Raw genomic sequence first — 17,273 nt, 5'->3', positions numbered from 1 at the left:
CGCCACGCGCGGCATGGAGCATCACCAATGAAAAAAGAGCTGATCAAGATCAGTGAGTTCCAGCGCCGGCGCTGGGGTGAAAACGGAACACCACCCTGCCCCCAGGCGATCCGCAACTACATCCGAAACGGCAAGTTGCCCGGCGAGCAAATCGGCAAACTCTGGTACGTTGATTGGACAGCCTTCAGCCGGTCAGACGGCAATGATCTGGTCGCGATGGTATTGAAAGGAGCTGCATGATGGTCCCACGGCCGCGCAACAAGGCGAACAAGAGCCTACCGCAGAACCTGTATTTCGATTCGCGGCGCTCGACCTATCGCTACCGCCGGCCCACCGACGGTAAGTGGTTCCAGTTCGGGTCTGACCGGATCAAGGCGATCGATGCCGCGAAGCAGTTGAATCTGGAGTTCATGCGCGGCGCTGACCTGGTCGGCGCCGTGATGGGCAGCACATCGGAATCGTTCGCCGGCTTCCTGGACGCATACGAACGCGACGTTCTGCCGCCGAGGGAACTCGCAAAAGGAACGCTGGGCTTGTACGCCGTGCATTTCCGTCGTTTCAGGAAACAGTTCGACGGCAAAGCCATCGATCAGATCACGATCCGCATGATCGCGGAGATGCTGGACGCCCTCACCCCGCGCACTGCCAACCAGTGCCGCGCGCTGCTGATCGACATCTTCAACCACGCAGCGGCAAAAGGGCTGTGCCCGGATAACCCGGCCGCCAGCACCATCAATCGAATTGAGAAGAAGCAGCGCAAGCGACACACCGTCGAGGGCCTGAAGGCCATTCGGGAGAAGTCACCGTTCTGGCTGCAGAACGCAATCGACCTGGCACTGATCACCGCGCAGCGCCGGACGGACATCTTGAATATGCGGTTCGATGGTGTTCGGGAAGGGTTTTTGTATGTGGTTCAGCAGAAGACGGCCAAGGCCAGCGACGCGGCGTGGATCCGGTTCAAAGTGACCGAAGAACTCCAGGCGGTGATCAGCCGTTGCCGGGATGACATCGTCTCACCGTACCTGATCCACCGTAGGCCCGATCGCAAAAAGCAGAAGCAGGCGCAGACGAAGGACCACTGGACTCAGGTCGAAGAGCGATATTTGACGCGAGCCTTCAAAGAGGCCCGGGAGGCGGCAGGTTGTTACAAGGGATGGAAGGAAGAGGAAATGCCGGGCTTCCATGAAGTGCGAGCGCTGTCGCTGCACCTGTATCAGAAAGCCGGGAAGGACGGTCAGAAGATCGCCGGCCACGCCAGCGAGACCATGACGAAGAACTACCAGAAGGACCATGCCGAGATCGTCTGGTCAGAGGCAATTCCTGATCTGAATATCAGCGAAATCACCGGGTAGTTTTGCGCAAGTTTTGCGCGGGTTTTGCGCAGGCACAAAAAAGCCGATCCATCTGATCGGCTTAAGTGTCTGATTATAATCAGGAATAATGGTCGGGACGGAGTGATTCGAACACTCGACCCCTAGCACCCCATGCTAGTGCGCTACCGGACTGCGCTACGCCCCGACTGATGTTGCGTTGCGTTCTTCACCTCGAAGAACGCTCAAGAATATATCGCAAGCGTTTGAAAACTGGAAGTATTCAAACGCAGCTTTTTATTTCTTGAGCACTACCAGCACGTCTTCCAATTCCGCAATCATCTGCCGGATCATCTGCTTGTACTGGGTGGTGTCGTCTTTGGCTTCGTCGCCGGACAGGCGCAGACGTGCGCCCCCGATGGTGAAACCCTGATCGTAAAGGAGCGCACGGATCTGGCGGATCATCAGCACGTCCTGGCGCTGATAATACCGGCGGTTTCCGCGGCGTTTGACGGGGTTGAGCTGAGGAAACTCCTGCTCCCAGTAGCGCAGCACGTGTGGCTTTACGGCACACAGCTCGCTGACTTCACCGATGGTGAAGTAGCGTTTGCCCGGGATGACGGGTAGTTCGTCGTTATGACTTGGTTCCAGCATAAGCCTCAACTCGGGCCTTCAACTTCTGCCCTGGACGAAAGGTGACCACACGGCGAGCCGTGATCGGGATTTCTTCCCCCGTTTTCGGGTTGCGGCCTGGCCGCTGGCGTTTGTCCCGAAGGTCAAAATTGCCGAAACCGGACAATTTGACCTGCTCGTTGTCTTCAAGAGCGTGCCTGATTTCCTCGAAAAACAGTTCTACCAATTCCTTGGCTTCCCGCTTGTTCAGGCCCAGCTCTTCATACAGACGTTCCGCCATCTCAGCTTTCGTCAAAGCCCCCATACGTCACTTCCTTAACGTGGCGTTCAACCTTTGTTCGAGCGAGGTGAGGATATTTTGCGTCGTCGAATTCACCTCATCGTCATTAAGAGTGCGCGATGGATGCTGCCAGGTCAAGCCGACTGCAAGGCTTTTTCTATCAGGATCAATACCTTTACCCTGATATACGTCAAACAGCCTGAGCTCTGTGAGCCATTCGCCTGCATTTTCACGGATTACGTCCAGCACAGCCGAGGCCGCGACGTCTTTATGTGCGATCAGTGCAAGGTCACGACGCACTTCAGGAAAGCGCGACAACTCGTGGAATTTCGGCATTTTACCGAGTGCCACTTCCGCCAGCACCAGCTCGAAGACGAACACTGGACGATCCAGACCCAGCGTTTTCGAGAGCTCAGGGTGAATGGCACCGATGAAGCCCACTTCACGACCCTCACGCTCTATCCGCGCGGTCTGACCTGGATGCAGCGCCGGGTGTTTACCCGGAGCAAAGGTGAACGAATCCAGGGCGCCAGCGAAACCCAGTACTGCTTCCACGTCAGCCTTGACGTCGAAGAAGTCGACGGTATCGCGACCCTGCGCCCAGCCTTCCGGCAAGCGGCTGCCGCAGACAACCCCGGACAGCATTGGCTCTTGCTTCAAGCCGTCAAGCTGACCCACGAAACGCAGTCCGCTCTCGAACAGACGCACGCGATCCTGCTGACGATTGAGGTTGTGCTGCAGCGCTTTGACCAGACCCGGCCACAGCGACGAACGCATGGCCGCCATGTCGTTGGAGATCGGATTGGCCAGCAACAGCGGCTCGACGCCCGGATTGAACAGCTCGAACTGACGAGGATCGATGAAGCTGTAAGTGATCGCTTCCTGATAACCACGAGCAACCAGCAGACGACGCAGCTCAGGCAGATCACTACGCGCTTCGGCTTTGGCTTGTGGCGCCAGACGCGCTTGCGGGTAGCGAACCGGCAGACGGTTGTAACCGTACAGACGAGCCAGCTCTTCGATCAGGTCGACTTCCAGACTGATATCGAAGCGGTGGCTTGGCACTTCAACGCGCCACTGCCCTTCCCCTTCAGCGGCAATGTTCAGGCCCAGGGCGCTGAGCAGACGCTCGACCTGTGCCGAATCCATTTCCATGCCGAGCATCTGAGTGATGCGCTGGCCACGCAGGGTGATCGGCGCAATCGACGGCAGATGTTGCTCGCTGACGGTTTCGATAACCGGACCAGCTTCGCCACCAGTGATTTCCAGCAGCAGGCCCGTGGCGCGCTCCATGGCTTCACGGGCCAGCTGCCAGTCAACGCCACGCTCGTAGCGATGCGAAGCGTCGGTGTGCAAGCCGTAAGAACGCGCCTTACCGGCAACAGCGATCTGATCGAAGAACGCAGATTCAAGGAACACATCGCGCGTGGTCGCGGAAACGCCGCTGTGCTCGCCACCCATGACGCCGGCGATCGCCAGTGCACGAGTGTGGTCGGCGATGACCAGCGTATCGCTACGCAGGCTGACTTCCTGACCATCGAGCAGAACCAGCTTCTCGCCCTCTTCAGCCATCCGCACACGAATGCCGCCATTGATTTCGGCAAGATCGAAAGCGTGCAGCGGCTGACCCAGCTCGAGCATCACGTAGTTGGTGATGTCGACCGCAGCGTCGATGCTGCGCACGTCGGCGCGGCGCAGACGTTCAACCATCCACAGCGGCGTAGGCTTGGACAGGTCGACGTTACGGATGACCCGGCCCAGATAACGTGGGCAGGCTGCGGGCGCCAGCACCTCGACCGAACGCACTTCGTCGTGTACCGCTGCAACCGCAGCCACTACAGGGCGAGTCACCGGCACGGCGTACAGGGCACCGACTTCCCGGGCCAGACCGGCCAGGGACAGGCAGTCGCCACGGTTCGGGGTCAGGTCAACCTCGATGCTGGCGTCTTCCAGATCCAGATACACGCGGAAATCTTCGCCCACCGGCGCATCGGCCGGCAGCTCCATCAGACCGTCGTTGCCTTCACCGACTTGCAACTCGGCTTGCGAGCACAGCATGCCGTTCGACTCGACGCCGCGCAGCTTGGCCTTCTTGATCTTGAAGTCGCCCGGCAGTTCCGCGCCGATCATGGCGAACGGAATCTTCAGGCCCGGGCGCACGTTTGGCGCTCCGCACACGACCTGGAAAGTTTCCGTACCATTGCTGACCTGGCACACGCGCAATTTGTCGGCGTCAGGATGCTGCTCGGTGCTCAGCACCTCACCCACCACCACGCCGCTGAATACACCGGCGGCCGGCGTAACGCTATCGACCTCAAGACCGGCCATCGACAGACGAGCAACCAGCTCATCGCGATCTACCTGCGGGCTAACCCAGCCGCGCAGCCATTGTTCACTGAATTTCATCCTGCTCTCCTAAGAATTCGTTACGACTAGCGAAATTGCGCAAGGAACCGCAAGTCGTTGTCGAAGAACAGACGCAAGTCGTTCACGCCGTAACGGAGCATGGCCAGACGCTCGACGCCCATGCCGAAGGCAAAGCCGGAGAACTCCTCCGGGTCGATGCCGGACATGCGCAGCACGTTCGGGTGAACCATGCCGCAGCCCATCACTTCCAGCCAGCCTGTCTGTTTGCAGACGCGGCAGCCTTTGCCGCTGCACATCACGCATTCCATATCGACTTCGGCGGATGGCTCGGTGAACGGGAAATACGAAGGACGGAAACGCACGGCCAGTTCTTTCTCGAAGAACACCCGCAGGAATTCTTCGATGGTGCCTTTGAGATCGGCAAAATTGATATCGCGATCGACCAGCAAGCCTTCGACCTGATGGAACATCGGCGAGTGGGTGATATCGGAGTCGCTGCGATACACGCGGCCTGGGCAGACGATGCGGATCGGCGGCTGCTTTGATTCCATGGTGCGGACCTGTACCGGCGAGGTATGTGTGCGCAGCAACATGTTGGCATTGAAATAGAAGGTGTCATGCATCGACCGGGCCGGGTGATGGCCTGGGATGTTGAGCGCTTCAAAGTTGTGATAGTCGTCCTCGACCTCAGGGCCTTCGGCGATGCCGTAGCCAATGCGGGTGAAGAACTGCTCGACGCGCTCCAGAGTCCGGGTGACCGGATGCAGGCCGCCAGAAGTCTGGCCGCGGCCCGGCAATGTCACGTCGATGGATTCGGCAGACAGCTTGGCAGCCAGCTCGGCTTCTTCAAACAATGCCATGCGCGCATTGAGAACGCCTGTAACACGCTCCTTGGCAACGTTGATCAGCGCGCCGACTTGCGGACGCTCTTCTGCCGGCAGATTCCCCAGGGTCTTCATCACCTGAGTCAATTCGCCCTTCTTGCCAAGGTATTGAACCCGGATTTGCTCCAGGGCATTGATATCTTCAGCGCTTTGCACAGCCTCTAGTGCTTGAGAGACCAGCGCATCCAGGTTTTCCATGTACAGACTCCAGATACAAAATAGGGGAAGAGCTTGAAGGCTCTTCCCCTATTTATGACGTTTAACACCTGGCCCCACAGAGGTGAGGCCGGGTGACTGTCGGGGGTACTTAAGCCAAGGTGGCTTTAGCTTTCTCGACAATCGCAGCAAACGCCGCTTTTTCGTTCACTGCCAGATCAGCCAGAACCTTGCGGTCGATCTCGATGGACGCTTTTTTCAGGCCAGCGATGAAACGGCTGTAGGACAGACCGTTAACACGAGCACCAGCGTTAATACGAGCGATCCACAGAGCGCGGAACTGACGTTTTTTCTGACGACGGTCACGGTAGGCGTATTGGCCTGCCTTGATTACCGCTTGCTTGGCAACACGGAATACGCGGGAGCGTGCGCCGTAGTAGCCTTTAGCAAGTTTCAGAATTTTTTTGTGACGCTTACGGGCAATGACGCCACGCTTTACACGAGCCATGAGTTACTTCCTCTATTCTTGACTAAATTAACGAAGGCGCAGCATGCGCTCGACTTTTGCCACGTCAGACGGATGCAGCAAGCTGCTACCGCGCAGTTGACGCTTACGCTTGGTCGACATTTTAGTCAGGATGTGGCTCTTGAAAGCGTGCTTGTGCTTGATGCCGTTAGCAGTTTTCAGAAACCGCTTGGCAGCACCACTTTTGGTTTTCATTTTTGGCATGTTCGGATACTCCGCATTCAGTTGATAAACATAATCAGAAGGCCTGCCGTGCCCTGTTGATTACTTCTTCTTTTTCGGGGCGATGACCATGATCAGCTGGCGTCCTTCCATCTTAGGATGCTGTTCGACCGAACCGTACTCAAGCAGGTCTTGTTCAACCCGCTTGAGGAGTTCCATCCCCAGCTCCTGGTGGGCCATCTCACGGCCGCGGAATCGCAAGGATACCTTGGCCCTGTCCCCGTCACTCAGGAAACGTACCAGGTTGCGCAGTTTTACCTGGTAATCCCCTTCCTCCGTCCCTGGACGAAACTTGATTTCTTTAACCTGAATCTGCTTCTGGTTTTTCTTCGCCGCGGCAATCTGCTTCTTCTTTTCGAAGATCGACTTACCGTAGTCCATCACCCGGCAAACAGGTGGGACTGCATCTGCGGAAATTTCCACCAGATCAAGCTTTGCTTCTTCAGCGATACGAAGCGCTTCATCAATCGAGACGATGCCAATCTGCTCGCCATCAGCGCCAATTAACCGAACCTCGCGTGCCGAGATATTCTCGTTGATCGGGGCTTTCGGTGCAGCTCGTTTATCTTGTCTCATTTCACGCTTAATAATAATTACTCCGAATCTGGGCGACCACGCCGGGAAACCGCTTGCGCGAGAAACTCAGCGAACTGGGCGACGGGCATCGAGCCCAGGTCAGCACCTTCACGAGTACGCACAGCGACAGTCTGCATCTCGACTTCCTTATCTCCGATAACCAAAAGATAGGGAACCTTGAGCAAAGTATGCTCGCGGATTTTAAAGCCGATCTTTTCATTTCTCAAGTCGGACTTGGCACGAAATCCGCTTTCGTTGAGAGTTTTTTCAACCTCTGCAACAAAATCTGCCTGTTTATCAGTGATATTCATGATCACCGCCTGGGTCGGCGCTAGCCACGCAGGGAACGCACCTTCGTAGTGCTCGATCAGAATCCCGACGAAACGCTCGAACGAACCGAGGATCGCACGGTGCAACATCACAGGGTGTTTGCGGCTGTTGTCTTCAGAGACGTATTCAGCGCCCAAACGGACAGGCAGGTTAAAATCGAGCTGCAAGGTACCACACTGCCAGACGCGACCGAGACAATCTTTCAGCGAGAACTCGATCTTCGGCCCGTAGAAGGCACCCTCGCCCGGCTGCAGATCGTACGGCAGGCCAGCAGAATCAAGGGCTGCAGCCAATGCTGCTTCAGCGCGATCCCAGAGTTCATCGGAGCCGACGCGTTTTTCCGGACGAGTGGACAGTTTCATCTCGACTTCGGTAAAGCCGAAATCGCGATAGACATCCATGGTCAGCTTGATGAACGCAGCGGACTCGGCCTGCATCTGCTCTTCGGTGCAGAAGATGTGCGCGTCGTCCTGAGTGAACGCTCGCACGCGCATGATGCCGTGCAGCGCACCCGACGGCTCGTTACGGTGGCACGCACCGAACTCGGCCAGACGCATCGGCAGCTCGCGGTAGCTCTTCAGGCCCTGATTGAACACCTGCACGTGACACGGGCAGTTCATCGGCTTGATGGCGTAGTCGCGGTTTTCCGATTGAGTGGTGAACATGTTGTCGGCGTAGTTGGCCCAGTGCCCGGACTTTTCCCACAGGCTGCGGTCGACAACTTGAGGAGTCTTGATCTCAAGATAGCCGTTGTCGCGCTGGATCTTGCGCATGTACTGCTCGAGCACCTGGTAAAGCGTCCAGCCGTTCGGGTGCCAGAACACCATGCCCGGGGATTCCTCCTGGGTGTGGAACAGGCCCAGGCGCTTGCCGATCTTGCGGTGATCGCGCTTCTCGGCTTCTTCGATGCGCTGGATGTACGCCGCCAGCTGCTTCTTGTCAGCCCAGGCGGTGCCGTAAACGCGCTGCAATTGCTCGTTCTTGGCGTCGCCGCGCCAGTAGGCGCCCGACAGCTTGGTCAGCTTGAAGGATTTCAGAAAGCGTGTGTTCGGCACGTGCGGGCCGCGGCACATGTCGACATATTCTTCGTGATAGTACAGACCCATGGTCTGCTCGTTCGGCATGTCTTCGACAAGGCGAAGCTTGTAGTCTTCACCGCGAGCCTTGAACACTTCGATCACTTCAGCGCGCGGAGTGACTTTCTTGATGACATCGTAATCTTTCTCGATCAGCTGCTGCATGCGCTGTTCGATGGCCGCCATGTCTTCCGGCGTGAAAGGACGCTCGTAGGCGATGTCGTAATAAAAGCCTTCGTCGATGACCGGGCCGATGACCATCTTCGCGGTCGGGTACAGCTGTTTGACCGCGTGGCCAACCAGGTGCGCGCAAGAGTGGCGAATGATCTCCAGCCCCTCTTCATCCTTTGGCGTAATGATTTGCAGGGTCGCGTCGCTGCTGATGATGTCGCTGGCGTCGACCAGTTGGCCATTGACCTTGCCGGCGAGTGTGGCCTTGGCCAGACCTGCACCAATGGATGCGGCGACCTCGGCTACGGAAACCGGGTGATCGAATGAACGTTGACTGCCGTCGGGAAGAGTAATAGTTGGCATGGCGCCTCCTCTCCTAGTGGTGACCCCTACCAAAGGTCACGTGGGTTGGGATGAGCCAGTACAAGATCCGATCCAGGCCATTCAATGACGAACGCCTGCCTTACAGCGGCAGGAGCCTTGCGGCCAACCGGAAAACCGAACCAGAGTGACTGGGATTCAAATCGAAAAATTCGCACGCCGACCGCTTCGGGACTGAAGGTCATCCGAAGCCTGAGAACGCTTGAGCCCGGCATGCTAGCACAGATGAGCGGTCGCCCACGCCTTGATTTGGCAGAAGGCGAAATGTCCGTTTTTATGCCAGAGTGCTGAACTTGATCGGCCGTCGCGCCCTCAGATAACAAGACATTGACCCACAAGGAGCATCCTCGCATGCGTCTGAAAAGCTTATTCGCCCTCGTCGCCCCCGTCGTTCTGCTGTTGCCACTGAGCGCCCATGCCGACTGGCCAAAAGGCGAGCGCGAGAAGTACATGGCCCAGTGCACTCAGGCTGCCACCCAGCAAATCGGTGCTGCCGCAGCGAAATCCCACTGCGCTTGCGGTGCCGACGCCATCAAGTCCTATCCGGCCAGCGATATTCAGGCACTGATGGACAACAAGGCGACTCCTGAACTGCAACAGAAAGCCCTCGGCCAGATCGCCAAATGCAAGGCAAATCCTCCGGCGAAAAAATAATAAAACCGCGCATTCTGGTCGGCTGAAAGGCGGAAAAAAGTGCTGGAAATGAAGCTTTTCAGACGATTTATGCAGGTTTTACAGGTTTTTTTATCGTCTTTACGTTTCGCTGCAAGCCTTTCAAACCGGGGCTTTCAGCAGAAACAGGCGGTAAAGAAAACACGACTGATTGGCAAACAGCACGTCCGGGGGGCTCCCAAAGCGAACATTTCGACTATGATATCCGGGTGTGCCCAGTTGGCCTGAGCAGCACAGTACTACTGAAAATATATGTTTCTTGGAGATACACCATGTCTAATCGCCAAACCGGCACCGTTAAATGGTTCAACGATGAAAAAGGCTTCGGCTTCATCACTCCTCAAGGTGGCGGTGACGACCTGTTCGTACACTTCAAAGCTATCGAAAGCGACGGTTTCAAAAGCCTGAAAGAAGGCCAGACTGTTTCCTTCGTGGCTGAGAAAGGCCAAAAGGGTATGCAAGCTGCACAAGTTCGCCCAGAGTAATTTCTCGGCGCACTAAAAAAACCCCGTCCTGGTGACGGGGTTTTTTATGCCTGAAAAAAAGACTTAGCCGCAGTTGACGCGGGTGACCACCAGGTTGTTGTCGGTGTTCAGGTTCAGGCGGTCGGAGCGGTATTCCAGGGTGATCATGTCGTTCGGCTTGAGGAAGCGCGCATTTTGCGCCCCAGCCTTGGCACGTGCCTGATCCAGCAATTCAGGGGATGCCTTCTTGCCGATGGCGAATTGCGCTGCCGATGCTTCGCAGCGGCTGTTTCCCGATTCAGCAGCCACGGGTTCCTTTGCCGACTCGCTGGAGGTTGTGCTGCAACCAGCCAATAGCGCCGCAGCCATCAGTGCACCCAGTGTCGCGAACTTCAAAGGCATGAAGCCTCCTTGTTTTCAAATGTTTAAGCAGAGATCGTGCGACCGCCAGCTCGGCGTTTGGTTTCACGCCCCAAGCGATGCCTGCCCCACGCGCGGAAAAATGCCGAGTTTGCCTGAGCTGCGCGCGGCGACTCAGCAAACAATCGTGACTGAATATTAACGACGCTCAATAAACGTCGATGTAGTCATACGGCGGGTTCGGCCAGTTGTCCCTGAGGGCGTTGAAAATCTGCGTCACCCAGACTTCATCGCTGGCTGCGACGTTACCTACATAGCCCGAGCCCTTTGCCCAGGTTTCCAGGCGAAACCGCAGACCGTCAATATCCTGCCCGCCGGTCACGGTGGACAGATAGGCGATGCCATCTTTGCTCACGCGCAACTGGTTGTGTACGTCGTCACTGGCCGAGGCGAGCAATTGGCGCACTGCTTCGAGCGTGAGGCCGTCAGGGCTATTCAGATCGATTTGCACAACAAGGTCCTTGGAAGGCGGAAAAGACCAAGTGTCGCATAGCGCCCCGCTCATGCCTAAGTCGCAGTGCCAAACACCGCGCAAAATGGTTAACTCGAAAAACCGACATCCTGACCTTTCGAGCCTTCTCATGACCAGCCTCAGCATCGACGCCGACATCAAAGCCAAATGGGCGGACGGCCACAGCTCTTACAGCCCCGGCACGACGGAGGAGCTGGCGCTGATCGGCATTGATCTATTGGTCAAGGAGCTGGGAATCGAGGCGGCGCAGCAATTCATCAACCAGGTATTCGAACGCTACCGCATCGTAGCGGCCGAACACACGCAGTGAAAACCCGCAGGCAGTGACCTGCGGATCAGAGGGCTTATTTAAGGCGTTTCAGGCGCTCGGTCAGCAAATCGAAGAAACCCTGCGCGTCGCCATTTTCAACCCAGAATGCATTTTTCGGCGCTTTCAAACCGTCGTACCAGTCAACGATGGTCTGACCAAATGTCGGCCCTTCCCGGCTGTCCACCACGACGTTGACTGCCCGACCGGTGAACAGCTCAGGCTTGAGCAGATACGCCACAACAGTCGCGTCATGCACCGGGCCACCGGGAATGCCGTAATGCTCCATATCGCCCTTGATGTATTCGTTGAGAATGTCGCCGACGATCTTGCTGGCATTGTTGTTCAGCGCGGCAATCTGCTTCAGGCGCGCGTCACTGGTCAAAATCTTGTGGGTCACATCGAGCGGCAGATAGGTGAGTTTCACCCCGCTCTTGAGCACCACCTCGGCAGCCTGCGGATCAGCGAACAGGTTGAATTCAGCCACAGGGGTGATGTTGCCACCGTTGAAATGCGCCCCGCCCATGATCACCACTTCCTTGATGCCCTGAACGATCTCCGGCTCTTGGATCAACGCCAGCGCCAGGTTGGTCTGCGGGCCGAGCATGGCGATGGTGATGCTGTGCGGCTTGGCGGATTTAAGCGTGTCGATCAGATAATTGACCGCATTTCCTTTCGCCAGGCCTTTCTTCGGCTCGTGAACCGTCACGCCCGACAAGCCTTCCTTGCCATGAATATTCTCGGCGTAGATCGGCGTACGCATCAGCGGTTTCGGCGCACCGGCGTAAACCGGTACATCTTCGCGCCCTGCCCATTCGCGAGCCAGCCGTGCGTTACGCGAAGTCTTGTCCAGGCGCACGTTGCCGGCAACGGTGGTCAGGGCACGGATGTTCAATTCATCCGGCGACGCCAGAGCGAAGAGCAAGGCGACCACGTCGTCAGCGCCGGGATCGGTATCGATGATCAAGTCGATCTTTTCCGCCGCCTGGGCGCCGGTCGCAGTTATCACGGACAAAAGCAGCAGGCTCCGGATCAGTTGGTGAAGTTTCTCAGCATAGCGTTGCATGGCGCATTCCTTGTGCAGGTGAAATCGGAAATCAGAAATCAGAATGTAACCCCGGCGACCAGAACGATGTTGCAGTACGGCTGACATTCTCCTGTACGAATGATCGCCCTGGCCTGTCGGCTAAGCACCTTGAACTGCTCGTGGGTGAGCAGATCCCTACGGCCCAGCGCGCCCTCTTCGTTCATCGCGTCCAGATCGGCCAGCGCGGAGGGCCGCTTATCGAAGATCTCTCTGGCCAGCACATGGCTTTCTACCTGCATTTCGCTGAGCACGACTTTCAGGGTGCTGACGAAGTCAGGGATACCATGGGTCAGCGCCAGATCGATCAACTCGACGCCCGGCGGCACCGGCAAACCGGCGTCGCCAATCACCACCATGTCACCGTGGCCAAGAGAGGCGATCAGTCGCGACAGCGCGACGTTGAGCAAAGGAGTCTTTTTCATGCGGGTCTGAACGCCTGTACTTCGGACATGGTTGGAATCGACGGTTGTGCACCGGCGCGGGTAACCGACAGTGCAGCGGCGACCTGACCGCAGCGAATCGACTCGGCCTCGGACTTGCCGCCGGCCAGGGCTGCGGCGAAACCACCAACAAACGTGTCGCCTGCCGCCGTGGTATCGACCGCCTTCACGGTCGGCGCGGGGAAATGTTCGAAGCCTTTGCCATCGGCGAACAACGAGCCCTGCGCGCCCAAGGTGACGATGACTTTGCTGGCGCCCATGGCAATCAATTGGGTGGCAGCCGTTTCTGCCGACTGCAGCGAGTCGACCGCGATCCCGCTCAATGCGGCCGCTTCGCTCTCGTTGGGAATCAGATAGTCGATCGCCGCGAACCAGTCTGCCGGCAAAGGACGGCTGGCCGGGGCCGGGTTGAGGATGACGGTTTTACCCAGTTCACGCGCACGCTTGAGCGCATGACCGACTGTCGCATCGGGAATCTCGAGCTGACAGATCACCACATCGGCGGCTTGCAAAACCGCATCAAAACGGTCAATAACTGCTTCCGTCATTGCGCCGTTGGCACCGGCGACAATGACGATGGCGTTCTGGCTGTGGTCATCCACCACAATCAGCGCCACGCCACTGGAATCCTCGACGACACTGACAGCCTGGCAGTCGATGTGCTCGGCGAGCAAGGCATCGCGCAATCGCACACCGTAGTCGTCATTTCCGACGCAACCGAGCATCGCCACCTGCGCGCCCAGACGAGCAGCGGCAACCGCCTGATTGGCGCCCTTGCCTCCCGACACGGTGGCAAAGGAATGTCCGATCAGCGTTTCACCACCGCGCGGCAGCCTTGGCGCCCGGGTGACCAGGTCCATGTTCAGGCTGCCTATTACCACTACATTTGCTGGCATACATCACTACTCATCAATTCGGTTTCAGCGATATTCGGTGAACACGCCGGACAGCGGCGCGGTCGATTCGCGCAGGACAATGCTCGGGGTCACGATGCGTTGATCGGTGCCGGAATCCGGCACAGCAATCCTGCGCAACAGCACCTCGGCGGCCATCTCGCCCAATTGCAGGATCGACTGGCCGACCGTGGTCAGCGCCGGATAGACATAACGGCTCATCTGAATGTCATCGAAGCCGATCACCGACAATTCGGCCGGCACTCGCACGTTACGTTCGGCCGCCGCACGCAGCACACCGATACCAATCATGTCGTTGCCAGCAAAAATCGCACTCGGCGGATTGCTTTCAAGCAAGCGGGCAGTGGCGTTGTAACCTCCGGTGCTGGTGAAGTCGCTTCCCAGCATGCGCTCTTCGCGCACTTCTATTCCTGCCTCTTGCAGCGCTCGGCAATAACCGGCCTGACGCATTTGCGCCACGCTGGTACTGGCCGGGCCTCCAATCGTGGCGATGTCGCGATGCCCCAACTCGAGCAGGTGACGGGTTGCCAGATAAGCGCCGTATTCGTGGTCAATGCGCACCAGATCGGCATTCACACCCTCCAGGCCGCGGTCGACAATGACCATCGGCGTTTTCACACCCGCCAGCCCTTCGGCCAGACCACTGTCACCACCAGCGGAGGCTACGATCAAACCGTCGATGCGTTTTTCCAGCAACACGCGCAGATAACTGCGTTGCTTGTCCGGATTGTCGTCGGAGTTGCAAAGGATCACGCAGTAGCCGTTACGCTCGCAGTAATCCTCGATTCCCCGCGCCAATTCGGCGAAGTACGGGTTGAGACTGTTCGGTACCAGCAAACCGATGGTCGCGGTGGTCTTGGCTTTCAGCGAGCGCGCCACGGCACTGGGCACGTAGTCGAGACTCTTGATCGCCGCCTCGACTTTGCGCCGCACTTCCTGACTGACCGGACGGGTATTGTTCACCACGTGCGACACAGTCGTGTAGGAAATGCCCGCGAGCGCCGCTACATCCTTGATCGTTGCCATGGTTCAGCCCCGGCGACTGGCGCGTTGACTGCGATAGGTGTCGAGCACCACAGCGATAACGATTACCGCACCGGTGATGATCCGCTTGGTCGGCTCCGTCGCACCAATCTGCGCGAGTCCGGCCGCGAGCACGGAAATGATCAACACGCCGAAGAACGTACTGATCACCGAACCGCGCCCGCCCATCAGGCTGGTGCCGCCGATAACCACCGCTGCGATCACTTGCAGTTCCAGGCCAGAGCCTGCGTTCGGGTCAGCCGCTTCCAGACGCGAAATCTGAAACAGCGCAGCGATACCCGCCAGCAAACCCATCAGGCTGAACACCAGAACCTTGTAGGGTTTGGGATTGATCCCGGCCAGACGCACCGCCTCTTCGTTGGTACCGATGCCGATCAGGTAGCGGCCGAAAACAGTGCGGGTCAAAACTGCCTGCGCGATAAAGATAACCAGCAAAGCAATGATGAACGACGGGGAAATGCCGAACGCGATCGGATTCGACAGCCAGGCAAACGCATCGCCAATGTAAGCAGTGCGCGACCCGGTCATCTGATAGGCCAAGCCACGGGCCATTTCCAGCACGCCGAGGGAGACGATGAACGATGGAATCCGCCAGGCCACGGTGATCGAACCGGTGATGGTGCCGGCCAACGCTGCTACGGCCATGCCGAGCAGCGCTGCTGGCAGAACGCTCCAGCCCCAGCCGAGAATCGCCACGCTGACGGTCGATGCGGCCAGCGCCAGCACCGAGCCGACGGACAGGTCGATGCCGCCGATGATCAGCACAAAGGTCATGCCCACCGCCAGCACCATCAGGTCGGGAATCTGGTTGGCCAGGGTGCTGAAAGTGTTGTACGAGAGGAAGTGGCTGCTCAGAACCGAGAACAGCGCAATCATCGCCAGCAAGGCACCGGCCAGACCGAGATAAGTACCCAGGCCGAAGAAATTGCCACTACGTTTACTGGCAGGAGATGCAGTTTTCATGAGAGATCCCTAGGCGCCGCTTCATTGAGCAACGCATCACGTTTTTGGTAGCCGGCGAATGCGGCGGCAAGCAAATCATCCTGGGTCCAGCTGTCGCGCTCGAAAGTGTCGATCAGGCGCCCTGCCGAAAGCACGCCGATCCGGTCACAGATCAGCATCAACTCGCGCAAGTCACTGGACACCACCACCAACGCCTTGCCCTGCCGGGTCAATTCGCCGAGCAGACCATAGATGTCAAACTTGGCGCCGACATCGATTCCGCGAGTAGGCTCGTCGAACAGCAGTACCGAACAGTCGCGCTCCAGCCAGCGGCCGATCACGACCTTCTGCTGATTGCCGCCGGACAGTTCCGAGACCAATTGCGTCGGGCTCGAACTGCGGATGCGCATGGCCTCGATCTGACGCTGCGCCAAGGAAATTTCGTCGCCGTTGTTGACGAAGCCGCCACTGGAGATTTCCGGCATGTTGCCCAAGGCGATATTGGCGCTGATCGACTGACTGAGCAGCAGCCCTTCGCCCTTGCGATCCTCGGTGATCAACGCGATGCCATTGCGTACGGCATCGACAGGCGAGCGAACACTCACGACTTTGGCCGGCGAGCCGAGCGCGATGGTGCCGCTGTCGGCGGCATCGGCACCGAAGATCAGCCGCAGCAACTCTGTGCGCCCTGCCCCGATCAATCCGGAAATGCCGAAAATCTCCCCGGCACGCACTTCGAAGGAGACGTCGCGGACTTTGTCCGAACGCGTCAGGCCTTTGACCGTCAACGCCGGAGCGCCGATCTTGCGCGGCCCCATATCGATGTGTTCGCCCAATTCGCGACCGACCATCAAGGTGACCAGTTGCTCGCTGTTGTAGTTGGCCATCGGCTCGACGCAGACCAGATTGCCGTCACGCAGCACAGCAATACGCTGGGCCACCCGCGCCAGTTCTTCGAGGCGATGGGAAATATAAATGATGGAAACACCACGGGCCTGCAATCGGGTGATCTGCTCGAAGAGCATTTCGACTTCGCGCGCCGTGAGCATCGCGGTCGGCTCATCAAGGATCAGCACGTGGCAATCGCCAATCAGGTTGCGCGCGATTTCGACCATCTGTTGATGACCGATACCCAACTCGCCAACCAGTGTGTCCGGGTCGATCGCATCGAGGCCGACCTGCGCCATGGCTTCGATCGCCGCCTTGCGCAACTGCTTGCGACTGATCCAGCCAGCGCTGCTCGGCAGATTATCCAGAAACAGGTTTTCCGCCACCGACAGCGTCGGCAACAGATTGAGTTCTTGCATGACCATGCGCACGCCAAGCTCTTCAGCCTGGGTACGGCTGCCCGGACGATAGTCCTTGCCGTGGAATTGCATCTGGCCGGTGGTCGGCGTGACCAGACCACCAATGATCTTTGACAGGGTACTTTTGCCGGCACCATTTTCGCCGGTCAGCGCCAGTACTTCACCGCGCATCAGCGTCAGATCGATGCCAGTGAGCACCGGTTGCGCATAGGTCTTGCCGATACCGCTGACCGAGAGGACAGCGTTCGGGGCGGAAACTGACATAGAAATCTCCATGCGCTCGCCCGGACGG

At 58.0% G+C, this 17,273-nt stretch carries 21 protein-coding genes and 1 tRNA gene; 5 read left to right on the top strand and 17 right to left on the bottom strand.

Going from position 1 to position 17,273, the window contains the following annotated elements; translation table 11 throughout:
- Positions 1 to 27: 27 nt before the first annotated feature.
- Both ACZ0AZ_RS18820 and ACZ0AZ_RS18815 read left to right on the top strand, forming a co-directional pair.
- A complete protein-coding gene (locus ACZ0AZ_RS18820; protein WP_463570738.1) occupies positions 28 to 240 on the top strand; it encodes a hypothetical protein in 213 nt (70 codons plus the stop codon).
- Complete coding sequence (locus ACZ0AZ_RS18815; RefSeq protein WP_099758550.1) at positions 240 to 1,352, top strand: tyrosine-type recombinase/integrase; 1,113 nt, start codon at positions 240 to 242, stop codon at positions 1,350 to 1,352. Before ACZ0AZ_RS18820 ends, ACZ0AZ_RS18815 begins: the two co-directional genes overlap by 1 nt.
- Positions 1,353 to 1,441: 89 nt before the next feature.
- On the opposite strand, the gene ACZ0AZ_RS18810 is transcribed toward ACZ0AZ_RS18815, so the two are convergent.
- From ACZ0AZ_RS18810 to thrS, 9 genes are all read right to left on the bottom strand, one after another.
- Positions 1,442 to 1,518 (bottom strand) — tRNA-Pro (locus tag ACZ0AZ_RS18810).
- Positions 1,519 to 1,607: 89 nt separating this feature from the next.
- Positions 1,608 to 1,964: a MerR family transcriptional regulator gene (locus ACZ0AZ_RS18805; protein ID WP_003179985.1), complete on the bottom strand. Its 357-nt coding sequence runs from the start codon at positions 1,962 to 1,964 to the stop codon at positions 1,608 to 1,610.
- Complete coding sequence (gene ihfA / locus ACZ0AZ_RS18800) at positions 1,945 to 2,247, bottom strand: integration host factor subunit alpha (RefSeq protein WP_002553164.1); 303 nt, start codon at positions 2,245 to 2,247, stop codon at positions 1,945 to 1,947. Before ihfA ends, ACZ0AZ_RS18805 begins: the two co-directional genes overlap by 20 nt.
- Positions 2,248 to 2,250: 3 nt before the next feature.
- Positions 2,251 to 4,629: a phenylalanine--tRNA ligase subunit beta gene (gene pheT, locus ACZ0AZ_RS18795; RefSeq protein ID WP_129999113.1), complete on the bottom strand. Its 2,379-nt coding sequence runs from the start codon at positions 4,627 to 4,629 to the stop codon at positions 2,251 to 2,253.
- Between the two features lie 26 nt (positions 4,630 to 4,655).
- A complete protein-coding gene (pheS, locus tag ACZ0AZ_RS18790; protein WP_003226365.1) occupies positions 4,656 to 5,672 on the bottom strand; it encodes a phenylalanine--tRNA ligase subunit alpha in 1,017 nt (338 codons plus the stop codon).
- A gap of 109 nt (positions 5,673 to 5,781) precedes the next feature.
- Positions 5,782 to 6,138, bottom strand: coding sequence for a 50S ribosomal protein L20 (gene rplT, locus ACZ0AZ_RS18785; RefSeq protein ID WP_002553161.1), 357 nt, complete (start codon positions 6,136 to 6,138; stop codon positions 5,782 to 5,784).
- A gap of 27 nt (positions 6,139 to 6,165) precedes the next feature.
- Complete coding sequence (gene rpmI, locus ACZ0AZ_RS18780; protein ID WP_002553160.1) at positions 6,166 to 6,360, bottom strand: 50S ribosomal protein L35; 195 nt, start codon at positions 6,358 to 6,360, stop codon at positions 6,166 to 6,168.
- 60 nt (positions 6,361 to 6,420) lie between these two features.
- Positions 6,421 to 6,972: a translation initiation factor IF-3 gene (gene infC, locus ACZ0AZ_RS18775; RefSeq protein ID WP_169432615.1), complete on the bottom strand. Its 552-nt coding sequence runs from the start codon at positions 6,970 to 6,972 to the stop codon at positions 6,421 to 6,423.
- Positions 6,972 to 8,894, bottom strand: coding sequence for a threonine--tRNA ligase (gene thrS, locus ACZ0AZ_RS18770; protein WP_039762094.1), 1,923 nt, complete (start codon positions 8,892 to 8,894; stop codon positions 6,972 to 6,974). Before thrS ends, infC begins: the two co-directional genes overlap by 1 nt.
- A 369-nt stretch (positions 8,895 to 9,263) precedes the next feature.
- Between thrS and ACZ0AZ_RS18765 the strand changes: the two genes are divergently transcribed.
- Positions 9,264 to 9,566, top strand: a complete 303-nt coding sequence (locus ACZ0AZ_RS18765; protein ID WP_039762092.1) for a hypothetical protein — start codon at positions 9,264 to 9,266, stop codon at positions 9,564 to 9,566.
- Positions 9,567 to 9,856: 290 nt separating this feature from the next.
- Entirely contained in the window at positions 9,857 to 10,069 is a 213-nt protein-coding gene (locus tag ACZ0AZ_RS18760) for a cold-shock protein (RefSeq protein ID WP_003179963.1), read from the top strand.
- A gap of 63 nt (positions 10,070 to 10,132) precedes the next feature.
- Here the strand turns inward: ACZ0AZ_RS18760 and ACZ0AZ_RS18755 are convergent, their stop codons facing one another.
- Both ACZ0AZ_RS18755 and ACZ0AZ_RS18750 read right to left on the bottom strand, forming a co-directional pair.
- The gene (locus tag ACZ0AZ_RS18755; RefSeq protein WP_016774047.1) at positions 10,133 to 10,450 is read right to left on the bottom strand and encodes an I78 family peptidase inhibitor; all 318 of its coding nucleotides are present in this window, start codon (positions 10,448 to 10,450) and stop codon (positions 10,133 to 10,135) included.
- A 166-nt stretch (positions 10,451 to 10,616) separates the two neighbouring features.
- A complete protein-coding gene (locus ACZ0AZ_RS18750) occupies positions 10,617 to 10,919 on the bottom strand; it encodes a hypothetical protein (protein ID WP_039762088.1) in 303 nt (100 codons plus the stop codon).
- Between the two features lie 130 nt (positions 10,920 to 11,049).
- Between ACZ0AZ_RS18750 and ACZ0AZ_RS18745 the strand changes: the two genes are divergently transcribed.
- On the top strand, positions 11,050 to 11,250 hold the full coding sequence (locus ACZ0AZ_RS18745) for a hypothetical protein (protein ID WP_039762086.1): 201 nt from the start codon (positions 11,050 to 11,052) through the stop codon (positions 11,248 to 11,250).
- Positions 11,251 to 11,284: 34 nt separating this feature from the next.
- Here the strand turns inward: ACZ0AZ_RS18745 and ACZ0AZ_RS18740 are convergent, their stop codons facing one another.
- The 6 genes from ACZ0AZ_RS18740 to ACZ0AZ_RS18715 are packed head-to-tail and all read right to left on the bottom strand — an operon-like array spanning position 11,285 to position 17,245.
- Positions 11,285 to 12,313 (bottom strand): nucleoside hydrolase, encoded by a 1,029-nt coding sequence (locus tag ACZ0AZ_RS18740; RefSeq protein ID WP_129999114.1) that lies wholly within the window; start codon positions 12,311 to 12,313, stop codon positions 11,285 to 11,287.
- Positions 12,314 to 12,351: 38 nt separating this feature from the next.
- Complete coding sequence (gene rbsD / locus ACZ0AZ_RS18735) at positions 12,352 to 12,756, bottom strand: D-ribose pyranase (RefSeq protein WP_039762084.1); 405 nt, start codon at positions 12,754 to 12,756, stop codon at positions 12,352 to 12,354.
- Entirely contained in the window at positions 12,753 to 13,670 is a 918-nt protein-coding gene (rbsK, locus tag ACZ0AZ_RS18730; protein WP_463537872.1) for a ribokinase, read from the bottom strand. Before rbsK ends, rbsD begins: the two co-directional genes overlap by 4 nt.
- 24 nt (positions 13,671 to 13,694) lie before the next feature.
- Entirely contained in the window at positions 13,695 to 14,714 is a 1,020-nt protein-coding gene (locus tag ACZ0AZ_RS18725; RefSeq protein WP_463537871.1) for a LacI family DNA-binding transcriptional regulator, read from the bottom strand.
- Positions 14,715 to 14,717: 3 nt separating this feature from the next.
- Positions 14,718 to 15,695 carry an ABC transporter permease gene (locus tag ACZ0AZ_RS18720; RefSeq protein ID WP_129999117.1) on the bottom strand — a complete coding sequence of 326 codons (978 nt, stop codon included), beginning with the start codon at positions 15,693 to 15,695 and terminating at the stop codon, positions 14,718 to 14,720.
- A complete protein-coding gene (locus tag ACZ0AZ_RS18715) occupies positions 15,692 to 17,245 on the bottom strand; it encodes a sugar ABC transporter ATP-binding protein (protein ID WP_463537870.1) in 1,554 nt (517 codons plus the stop codon). Before ACZ0AZ_RS18715 ends, ACZ0AZ_RS18720 begins: the two co-directional genes overlap by 4 nt.
- Positions 17,246 to 17,273: the final 28 nt, after the last annotated feature.

Source organism: Pseudomonas sp. AC239, from assembly GCF_979258545.1.
This window is presented reverse-complemented; position numbering and strand designations above follow the sequence as displayed.

What these genes read in the sequence shown, in the direction of transcription:
- ACZ0AZ_RS18720 (WP_129999117.1), bottom strand. Translation starts at nt 15,695, where the DNA reads ATGAAAACTGCATCTCCTGCCAGTAAACGTAGTGGCAATTTCTTCGGC.
- thrS (WP_039762094.1), bottom strand. Translation starts at nt 8,894, where the DNA reads ATGCCAACTATTACTCTTCCCGACGGCAGTCAACGTTCATTCGATCAC.
- ACZ0AZ_RS18765 (WP_039762092.1), top strand. Translation starts at nt 9,264, where the DNA reads ATGCGTCTGAAAAGCTTATTCGCCCTCGTCGCCCCCGTCGTTCTGCTG.
- rplT (WP_002553161.1), bottom strand. Translation starts at nt 6,138, where the DNA reads ATGGCTCGTGTAAAGCGTGGCGTCATTGCCCGTAAGCGTCACAAAAAA.
- pheT (WP_129999113.1), bottom strand. Translation starts at nt 4,629, where the DNA reads ATGAAATTCAGTGAACAATGGCTGCGCGGCTGGGTTAGCCCGCAGGTA.
- ACZ0AZ_RS18715 (WP_463537870.1), bottom strand. Translation starts at nt 17,245, where the DNA reads ATGTCAGTTTCCGCCCCGAACGCTGTCCTCTCGGTCAGCGGTATCGGC.
- ihfA (WP_002553164.1), bottom strand. Translation starts at nt 2,247, where the DNA reads ATGGGGGCTTTGACGAAAGCTGAGATGGCGGAACGTCTGTATGAAGAG.
- pheS (WP_003226365.1), bottom strand. Translation starts at nt 5,672, where the DNA reads ATGGAAAACCTGGATGCGCTGGTCTCTCAAGCACTAGAGGCTGTGCAA.
- rbsK (WP_463537872.1), bottom strand. Translation starts at nt 13,670, where the DNA reads ATGCCAGCAAATGTAGTGGTAATAGGCAGCCTGAACATGGACCTGGTC.
- ACZ0AZ_RS18820 (WP_463570738.1), top strand. Translation starts at nt 28, where the DNA reads ATGAAAAAAGAGCTGATCAAGATCAGTGAGTTCCAGCGCCGGCGCTGG.
- ACZ0AZ_RS18760 (WP_003179963.1), top strand. Translation starts at nt 9,857, where the DNA reads ATGTCTAATCGCCAAACCGGCACCGTTAAATGGTTCAACGATGAAAAA.
- ACZ0AZ_RS18755 (WP_016774047.1), bottom strand. Translation starts at nt 10,450, where the DNA reads ATGCCTTTGAAGTTCGCGACACTGGGTGCACTGATGGCTGCGGCGCTA.
- ACZ0AZ_RS18805 (WP_003179985.1), bottom strand. Translation starts at nt 1,964, where the DNA reads ATGCTGGAACCAAGTCATAACGACGAACTACCCGTCATCCCGGGCAAA.
- rpmI (WP_002553160.1), bottom strand. Translation starts at nt 6,360, where the DNA reads ATGCCAAAAATGAAAACCAAAAGTGGTGCTGCCAAGCGGTTTCTGAAA.
- rbsD (WP_039762084.1), bottom strand. Translation starts at nt 12,756, where the DNA reads ATGAAAAAGACTCCTTTGCTCAACGTCGCGCTGTCGCGACTGATCGCC.
- ACZ0AZ_RS18815 (WP_099758550.1), top strand. Translation starts at nt 240, where the DNA reads ATGGTCCCACGGCCGCGCAACAAGGCGAACAAGAGCCTACCGCAGAAC.
- ACZ0AZ_RS18740 (WP_129999114.1), bottom strand. Translation starts at nt 12,313, where the DNA reads ATGCAACGCTATGCTGAGAAACTTCACCAACTGATCCGGAGCCTGCTG.
- ACZ0AZ_RS18745 (WP_039762086.1), top strand. Translation starts at nt 11,050, where the DNA reads ATGACCAGCCTCAGCATCGACGCCGACATCAAAGCCAAATGGGCGGAC.
- ACZ0AZ_RS18725 (WP_463537871.1), bottom strand. Translation starts at nt 14,714, where the DNA reads ATGGCAACGATCAAGGATGTAGCGGCGCTCGCGGGCATTTCCTACACG.